Here is an 8,006-nt window from a genome sequence, read left to right on the forward strand (position 1 = left end):
TCGCTCTAATGCCAGCTGGATGCTGGTGGCTGCCAGCGAGCAAGGTGTGCGCACCGCCCCGCCGGGCCAGAGCAACCCGCGCATCACCGCCTACCACGCAGGCACCAACATCGCAGGCTATGACGACAAGGCCGCGTGGTGCTCGTCCTTTGTGAACTGGACGCTGGCCCAGGTCGGCATACCCGGCACCGGCTCGGCCCTGGCCCGCTCCTGGCTGGACTGGGGCCAGTCGCTGGACGCGCCGGTGCCCGGCTGCATCGTGGTGTTGACGCGCGACAACCCCAGCGGCTGGACCGGCCACGTCGGCTTTTACCTGCGCCACGACGCGCAGCAGATCATTTTGCTGGGCGGTAACCAACTGGACTGCGTGTGCGAAAACAGCTACCCGCTGGCTTCGGTACTCGGCTACCGCTGGCCATCCGGGCACTGAGCGTGTGAATAGGTTCTAAATGGCAGCATGGCCAGCGGTGTGCCGTGTAAACTTTTAGCAGAACAATAATGTGACCGCCGACCACAAGGGTAGCCCGCAATGCTTAGATGTTGGACGTTGGTTTTGCTACTTGTGGGTGCCACCGCGCAAAGCGCCGAGGTGCGTATAGCGTGTGGTCAATCGCTCATCCCTTTTGCCGATGAAAAGACCGGCAAAGGTCTAGATATCGACATTATCCGTGCCGCGCTCCGTGCGGTTGGGCACACTTTGGTTCCGGTCTTCTTGCCCATGGCGCGGGTGCCTTTGGCGATGCGCGACGCGAAGTTGGACGGTGCTTCTACCTTAACCGCAGACTCAGGCGTGGCCGGTGCCTATTCCGATGTGTACGTGGAGTACCGGGATGTTGTGATCGCCCCTAAAGGACAGTTGCCGTCGCCATTGCGCTTATCCCAGCTGCAAAACTTGCGCGTAGTGGGCTTTCCGAATGCCACTTTGTACCTGGGTGCCGAGTTTGCCGCCATGGCAAAGGCCAATCCCCGCTACTCTGAACAACAGAACCAGCTTTCGCAAGTCCGCATGCTGTTTGGCCACCAGGCCGATGCCATAGTGGCGGAGGCGCGCATTTTTGCGTACCAGATGGCGCAGTTGCGCAAGAGCACCTTCACCGAACGGCCCTTCGAGGTCGACACGTTTGCGGCGTTCGAGGGCATACCGTACCGTGTAGTTTTTCGGGATGCTGGCTTGCGTGATACTTTTAACGCGGGCCTGGCGCAGATTCGCCAGTCGGGGGAATTGGCGAAGATCGAGGCTCGCTACTCTTGGAGCAGAAGCCCGGAGTTGGCCAGTGAGTGAGGGGCCGCCCCGCACGTCTCCCCGGTCTTTGCTGTGGGTGGTGGTGCTGGCCACATCCCTGGGCTTGATGCTCCCGGCGATTGTGCTGGGCGGCGTGGTGATGGGCTGGGTGGAGCCCCGCCTTACCGCAAACGAACAGCAGGCCGAACTGCAGAGCAAGCTGGAGTTGTTGTCCCAAAGTGTGTCCGAGGTGCTGTGGAACCTGGAGGTGTCGGGTGTGGCCCATGTGGTTTCGGCGGTCATGGAGTCGCCCAACGTGGTGGGCGTCCAGGTGGTCGATTTGGCAACGGCTACTGACTTTTACCGAGATGCCAAGCCCGAGCGGGCCATCGGCCACCAGTATCGGGGCGAGCGCGACGTGTTGCGCAATGGCGTAAAGATCGGCCAGGTGCGTATGGTGATTGACGACCACCTCGCCGCAGACTCTCAAATTCGGCACCGCCTTTTGTACCTGTCTACGGCGCTGGCGCAATTGTTGGTGGCAGTGCTTTTGGTGGTGGTTTTGCTGCATCGGCTGGTTATTCAGCCCCTGCGCAGCCTGGGCGGTTTTGCCAATGCGATTGCCAGTGGCAATTTTTCTAACCCTGTGGCCAGCGCCAAAATCCAGGAAATCAACCAGCTCACGTACCACATGCTGCATATGCAGAGGGCTTTGCAGGAGCAGTTTGCAGCCAATGATCTGCACAAACAGCAACTGCTGCAAACCGCCCACTACGATGCGCTGACCGGCCTGCCCAATCGCGTGCTACTGGCCGACCGGCTACCCAAGGCTCTGGCCCAAAGCGTGCGGCGCACGCTACCGCTAGCGCTGCTATTTCTAGACCTGGACGGATTTAAGTGGGTGAACGACACCCATGGGCACGAGGTCGGCGATAGGCTGTTAAAGGGCGTGTCGCAACACTTGCAAGCCATGCTGCGCGACGGCGACATGTTGGCGCGCTTCGGGGGGGACGAGTTTGTGGCGATCTTGATGGATCTGCACCATCCGCACGATGCCGTACCGATTCTAGAACGCTTGCTGAGCGCAGCGGCAGAGCCGATCTCCGTGGGGGAGCATGTGTTGCGGGTGTCCGTCAGCATTGGCGTGGCCTTGTTTGATCCCCAGGACACCCCCGATCCCGAGAGCTTGTACCGCAAGGCCGACCAAGCCATGTACTACGCCAAGCAGTCAGGTAAAAACCGATTCCACTGCGCCAGCCCCCTGAACTGAGCGCCTTTCTGCTGCAGGTGCTCTTGCAGGTACTTTTATTTGGCGCTGAGTTGTGCTAGCGCACAGGGCGGCAGCAGGCCTGGGTGTACGCTGATTCTTTTCAAAGGACTCCCTATGCGCACACCTTCGATTGGCATCATCGGCACCGGCTGGGTCGGGGCCAGCGTGGCGATCTCGGTGCTGCAGACCGGGGCGGCGCAGGAAGTGATCTTGTTTGACGCACGCGACGGCCTGGCCGAGGGCGAAGCCATGGACCTGGCGCAGGGCGCGGCCTTTTACCCGTCGGCCACGGTGCGGGCCGGTTCGCTGGCCGACATGCTGGGCACCCAGGCCATCGTGATCACCGCCGGCAAAGGCGGCGCGCCCGGCCAGTCGCGGCTGGATTTGCTGAAAGAAAACTTGGGCATCCTGCGCGGCATTGCCCTGCAACTGCGTGACTACCAGGGCATTGTGGTCATCGTCAGCAACCCCATCGACGTGCTGGTGTGGGACTTCACCCAGACCTCTGGCCTACCACCCGAGCGCGTCATCGGCACCGGCACCATGCTGGACACGGCGCGGCTGCGCCAGATGCTGGGCCAGCGGCTGGGTTTGGACCCACGTTCCGTCCACGCCCAGGTGGTGGGCGAGCATGGCGATTCCGAGGTGGTGCTGTGGTCCAGCGCAGAAGTGGGCGGCGTACCCTTGCGCAGCTGGGCTGGCTGGTTGCCCGCCGACGAGGCGCACATTGCCCACCAGGTGCGCCGCGCCGCCTACGAGATCATCCAGCGCAAGGGCTCTACCAACCACGCCATTGGCCTGGTCACCGCGCATTTGCTGCACGGCATGCTGCGCGACGAACGCCGCGTGCTCACCGTCACCCGCGTGCAGACGGGCGCGCTGGGCTTGTTGGGTGTGGCCTTGTCGCTGCCCACCGTGGTGGGTGCCGCAGGCGCGGTGCAGGTGCTGGAGCCGGCGATGGACGCGCAGGAACGCGAGGCGCTGGAGCGGTCTGCGCAGGTGCTGCGGGCGGCCATCGCGTCGGCGGTTTGATTTTTAAGCTTTTTAGGCCGTTGGCGCATAGTGCACCTCCGCTAGCAGCTACGGATACCATAGCGTTTTGGAAGAATTTTCATGACCACTCTGTCTGCTCCAGGCTTGTTGCTCCGGCCATTTCGAGCCTCCGATGCCCCAGCTTTTACCGAGGCGGTGCTGGAGTCCCTGGCATTGCTACAACCGTGGATGCCATGGAGCCATGCGGGATACAGCGAAGCGGATGCGTTGGAGTGGTTTCGCTTCACCCATGCCGGGCGGGAGGCGGGGACCCACCACGAGTTCGGCGTGTTCTCGGAGGATGGAGGCAGATTTTTGGGGGGTGCGGGCCTGAGCCAATTCCACCCCACACACCGTAACTGCAATCTGGGCTACTGGGTTCGGCAATCGGCGCAGCGCCAGGCTGTGGCCAGCCGCTGTGTGAAGGTGCTGGCCGACTATGCCTTTTCCACACTGCACATGCACAGGGTGGAGATCAGCGCCGCCGTGGGCAATGCGGCCAGCGCGGCAGCGGCCCGCAAAGCCGGTGCCGTGTGGGAGTGCGTGGCCCGTAACAAGCTGTGGCTGCACGGCCGGGCGGTGGATGCAGATGTGTTTTCGGTGGTGGGATAGATGAATGGTGTTTTAGGCCTTCGGCGCATATTCCACTTGCGCTGGAAGCTACTAATGCAATAGCAATTCTGTTTTTAACCCTGGCACGCTTTCCATGCCGCCACAAACCCCGCTGCCCGTGTTTGCACCTGGTCGGCGGGTGTCGCTGGCGCGTACAACTGGCCGCCGATGCCGAAGCCGGTGGCACCCACTTTGACCCAGCTGGCCATGCTCTCGGGCGTGATGCCGCCTACCGGCCAGATCGGGGTGCCGCGGGGCAGCACCGACAGCAGGGCTTTCAGGCCGGCCATGCCGACCTGCTCGGCAGGGAATATTTTCAGGGCATGGGCACCGGCATCGAGCGCGGCAAAGGCTTCGCTGGGGGTGGCGATGCCGGGGGCGCTGAACAGGCCCTGGGCCACGCTGTGGCGAATGACTTCGGGGTTGCAGTTGGGCGAGACGATCAGCTTGCCGCCTGCGGCCTGGACGGCATCTACGTCGGCCACGCGCAGCACGGTGCCTGCGCCGACCAAGGCATCGACCGGGGCGATGGACGAAAGAATACGGATGCATTCCAGCGCGCCGGAGCGGTTCAGCGGCACTTCGAGGATGCGGAACCCGGCGCTGAACAGCGCCCGGCCCACGGCCTCCGCGGAGTCAACGTCCAGGCCGCGCAGGATGGCGACCAAAGGCAGGCGGGGTGAGTGGATAGTCATGGGTCAAGCCTTGTGGGTTTGGATGTAGTGGAAGCCGCTCAGGATCACGTCCCGGGGCGACAGCAGGGTGAGGGCGCTGCCCAGTTGGCGGGCGGCGACTTGGTAGGCCTCGGCTAAAGCCGGGGAGCCGATCAAATGGAATTGGGAGCTGTTGGATGTGTCCAGGTCTTGCAGCACGTCTTGCAGCTCGCTGCCAATCAGCAGGCCGCTGAGGTAGGCCAGGGCCTGGCTGGCGGGCATGGTGCCGGTGACCACACGGGCGCGGCAGGCAAACAGCTGGTGCGCCAGCGCGCCGGGCGCTCCGGCGGCCACGCCGTCGGCAAAGGCGGCTTGGCTCCACAGTGGTTCCGTTCCGGCAGGCTGGGCGGCAGCAGCCAGCGTGCCGTTGGTGGACAGCAAGGCGAACAGCTCGCCCGTCATGTAAGTGCGCAGTTGCTCTACGCGGCCATCGCGCAGCAGCACCCATTTGCTGTGTGTGCCGGGCAGCACAAACCAGCCGTCGCGCAGGCCCATGGCCACGGCACCGAGCAACTGGGTTTCTTCGCCGCGCATCACGTCGGGCTGGCCGGTGGCGTCGCGTACGCAGTAGCCGGGCACGATGTAGCGCTGCGCGTGGCCGCTGATGTGCACCAGGTGCTGGGGCAGGGCTTCTAGAGGCACCCCGGGGCCCACGTAGGGGGCTTCCTGCCAGCCAAAGGCGCTGCCCACCATGCCGGACATCAGTACCTGGCAGTCGGCAGCATCTGCAGATGCGCCCAGCGTGGGCAGCCATGCAGCCAGAGATTCGGCGTGCCGCCCGCGGGTGGTAAGTGCGCCCTGGTCGTCGCTGGCTTCAGTGGTGCAACTGCCGTCTGCTGCCAGCGCGTAGCCACGGCGGTGGGTGGTGCCCCAGTCCACGCCGATCCAGGGGGTGTGTGTTGGTGTCATAGCAGTCTCTTGTCGGTGCAGTGGTCATCATTCCGGCATGATGGGAACCCATGGAACGCGTTCTAAGGCCCTTGACGGATGCTTGTTTTGCAATGATTGTATGATTTATTATTGTGTCCCGGTGTCACAATGCGACGATGTTCACCGGCGTCTGCCCGGCCTGCCTTGGAGTTATGAGTGATGCGGTCTCCGTCGAATCAAAGCGTCTCGGCCACCTATTCGGGTCGGAATCTGCACGGGCAGGTGGTCAAGTCTTTAGGCCACGATGTGGTCAGTGGGGCCTATCCTGCGGGTGAGTTGCTGCCCAACGAAGAGGTGCTGTGCCGCACGCTGGACGTGAGCCGCACCGCGCTGCGCGAGGCCATCAAAGTACTGGCCGCCAAGGGCTTGCTGGAATCGCGCCCCCGTGTCGGCACCTGGGTGCGCCCGCAGGCCAGTTGGAACATGTTGGATCCTGATGTGCTGTCTTGGCGGTGTGCCACCGGGCCCGACGCGCAGTTCCTGCGCCATCTGACCGAAATGCGCGAAATCATCGAGCCCGCCGCCTCCGCCCTGGCTGCGCGCAGCCGCAGCCCTGAGCAGTTGGTGGTGCTGGAGGAAGCGTTCCATGCCATGGAAAGTGCGGCCAATGTGAATGAATGGGTGGAGGCCGACTTGGCCTTCCATAGCGCCATCCTGCAGGCCACCAACAACCCCCTGCTGGTGCCACTGGCTGCCATCATCGGCAGTGCACTGGAGGCCCTGCTGGGAATCTCAGCGCGCAAGGCAGGCGACTTTCACGACGCACTGCCCGACCACCGCAAGGTGCTGGATGCCATCCGCGCAGGCGATGCGCAGCGGGCTTTGCACCGTATGTCGGTGATGCTGTCGGACACCCGCGACCTGATGCAGCGCTCGGACATGCTGTCCGATGCACCTGCCGACGTGGTCGCCAAGGCGGGCCATGGGGTCCATTCGGTAGGCTCACCGGGGTAGCAAGACGTGGCGATGGGCGGCCCAAGGGTTTGTCCTGATCGTAGAATGCGCTGTCATTTGTATGATTTATTAAATCAACGACAGCGCTACTCTCTTTGAGGCCGACATGAGCACCGAATCCCCTAAAAAACGCCGTTCCCAGCACTGGTTTGGCGGCACCAGCAAAGACAACTTCATCCACCGCAGCTGGATGAAAAGCGAAGGTCTGCCCGACGACAGCTTCGATGGCCGCCCGGTCATCGGCATTTGCAATACCTGGAGCGAACTCACCCCCTGCAACCAGCATTTTCGCCAGATCGCCGAGCGCGTGAAGCACGGCGTGCTGCAGGCCGGTGGTATTGCTGTCGAATTCCCCGTGTCCTCGCTGGGCGAGACCCTGATGCGCCCCACCGCCATGCTGTACCGTAACCTGGCCAGCATGGATGTGGAAGAAGCCATCCGCGCCCATCCGCTGGACGGCGTGGTGCTGCTGGCGGGCTGCGACAAAACCACTCCCGCCACGCTGATGGGCGCGGCCAGTGTCGATTTGCCCACGCTGGTGGTGTCGGGCGGCGCGATGCTGAACGGCAACTACCGCGGCGAGCCGATTGGCTCGGGCACCCATGTGTGGAAATTCTCCGAAGCTGTGAATGCGGGCAAGATGACGCTGCCGCAGTTCATGCAGGCCGAGAGCTGCATGTCGCGTTCTGCCGGGGTCTGCATGACCATGGGCACGGCCAGCACCATGGCCAGCATGGTCGAAGCGCTGGGTGTGTCGCTGCCGACAAACGCCGCGATTCCGGCTGTGGATTCGCGCCGCCTGGAGCTGGCGCAGCGCTCGGGCCGCATGATTGTCGATATGGTCGAGCGCGACATGCGCTTGTCCCACGTGCTGACCCGCGAAGCCTTTGAGAACGCCATCCGCGTCTGCGGTGCCATCGGCGGCTCCACCAATGCCGTGATCCACCTGATCGCCATCGCCGGCCGCATGGGCGTGCCGCTGTCGCTGGACGACTGGGACCGCCTGGGCCGCGACATTCCCACCATCGTGAACCTGATGCCGTCGGGCGAGTACCTGATGGAGGATTTTTACTACGCTGGTGGCTTGCCCGTGGTGATGAAGCGCCTGCTCGAAGCGGGCTTGCTGCATGGCGATGCCATTACCGTCAACAACCGCACCCAGGCGCAAAACGTGGAACACGCCGAGTGCTTCAACAACGAGGTGATTCGCCCCCTCAGCCAGCCATTAGTAGAGCAGGGTGGTCTGGCGATTTTGCGGGGCAACCTGGCTCCG

The 8,006-nt window shown here is 63.4% G+C and carries 9 protein-coding genes; 7 read left to right on the forward strand and 2 right to left on the reverse strand.

Features of this window, described 5'->3' with window-relative positions:
- The 5 genes from ABI213_RS22565 to ABI213_RS22585 all read left to right on the forward strand — a co-directional run.
- On the forward strand, window positions 1-430 hold a 430-nt coding region (locus ABI213_RS22565), incomplete at its 5' end, for a TIGR02594 family protein (protein ID WP_348028748.1).
- 117 nt (window positions 431-547) lie between these two features.
- The gene (locus ABI213_RS22570; RefSeq protein WP_348028750.1) at window positions 548-1,282 is read left to right on the forward strand and encodes a transporter substrate-binding domain-containing protein; all 735 of its coding nucleotides are present in this window, start codon (window positions 548-550) and stop codon (window positions 1,280-1,282) included.
- Entirely contained in the window at window positions 1,275-2,492 is a 1,218-nt protein-coding gene (locus ABI213_RS22575; protein ID WP_348008468.1) for a GGDEF domain-containing protein, read from the forward strand. The genes ABI213_RS22570 and ABI213_RS22575 overlap by 8 nt, the downstream gene beginning before the upstream one ends.
- Window positions 2,493-2,606: 114 nt before the next feature.
- Window positions 2,607-3,524 (forward strand): L-lactate dehydrogenase, encoded by a 918-nt coding sequence (locus tag ABI213_RS22580; RefSeq protein ID WP_348028752.1) that lies wholly within the window; start codon window positions 2,607-2,609, stop codon window positions 3,522-3,524.
- Window positions 3,525-3,605: 81 nt separating this feature from the next.
- Window positions 3,606-4,136, forward strand: a complete 531-nt coding sequence (locus ABI213_RS22585) for a GNAT family N-acetyltransferase (RefSeq protein WP_348028754.1) — start codon at window positions 3,606-3,608, stop codon at window positions 4,134-4,136.
- A 74-nt stretch (window positions 4,137-4,210) separates the two neighbouring features.
- On the opposite strand, the gene ABI213_RS22590 is transcribed toward ABI213_RS22585, so the two are convergent.
- Together ABI213_RS22590 and ABI213_RS22595 are read right to left on the reverse strand one after the other, a co-directional pair.
- The gene (locus ABI213_RS22590; protein WP_348028756.1) at window positions 4,211-4,831 is read right to left on the reverse strand and encodes a 2-dehydro-3-deoxy-6-phosphogalactonate aldolase; all 621 of its coding nucleotides are present in this window, start codon (window positions 4,829-4,831) and stop codon (window positions 4,211-4,213) included.
- A gap of 3 nt (window positions 4,832-4,834) precedes the next feature.
- Window positions 4,835-5,758, reverse strand: a complete 924-nt coding sequence (locus ABI213_RS22595) for a 2-dehydro-3-deoxygalactonokinase (RefSeq protein ID WP_348028758.1) — start codon at window positions 5,756-5,758, stop codon at window positions 4,835-4,837.
- A gap of 180 nt (window positions 5,759-5,938) precedes the next feature.
- Here ABI213_RS22595 and ABI213_RS22600 point away from each other — a divergent pair, with 180 nt between their 5' ends.
- Both ABI213_RS22600 and ABI213_RS22605 read left to right on the forward strand, forming a co-directional pair.
- Window positions 5,939-6,733: a FadR/GntR family transcriptional regulator gene (locus ABI213_RS22600; RefSeq protein ID WP_348008463.1), complete on the forward strand. Its 795-nt coding sequence runs from the start codon at window positions 5,939-5,941 to the stop codon at window positions 6,731-6,733.
- 106 nt (window positions 6,734-6,839) lie between these two features.
- Window positions 6,840-8,006, forward strand: a 1,167-nt coding sequence (locus ABI213_RS22605; protein WP_348028760.1) for a dihydroxy-acid dehydratase, incomplete at its 3' end; no start/stop codon positions are given.

The sequence above is a fragment of the Rhodoferax sp. genome (genome assembly GCF_039922535.1).
In the GTDB taxonomy this organism is placed as follows: Bacteria; Pseudomonadota; Gammaproteobacteria; order Burkholderiales; family Burkholderiaceae_C; genus Rhodoferax_B.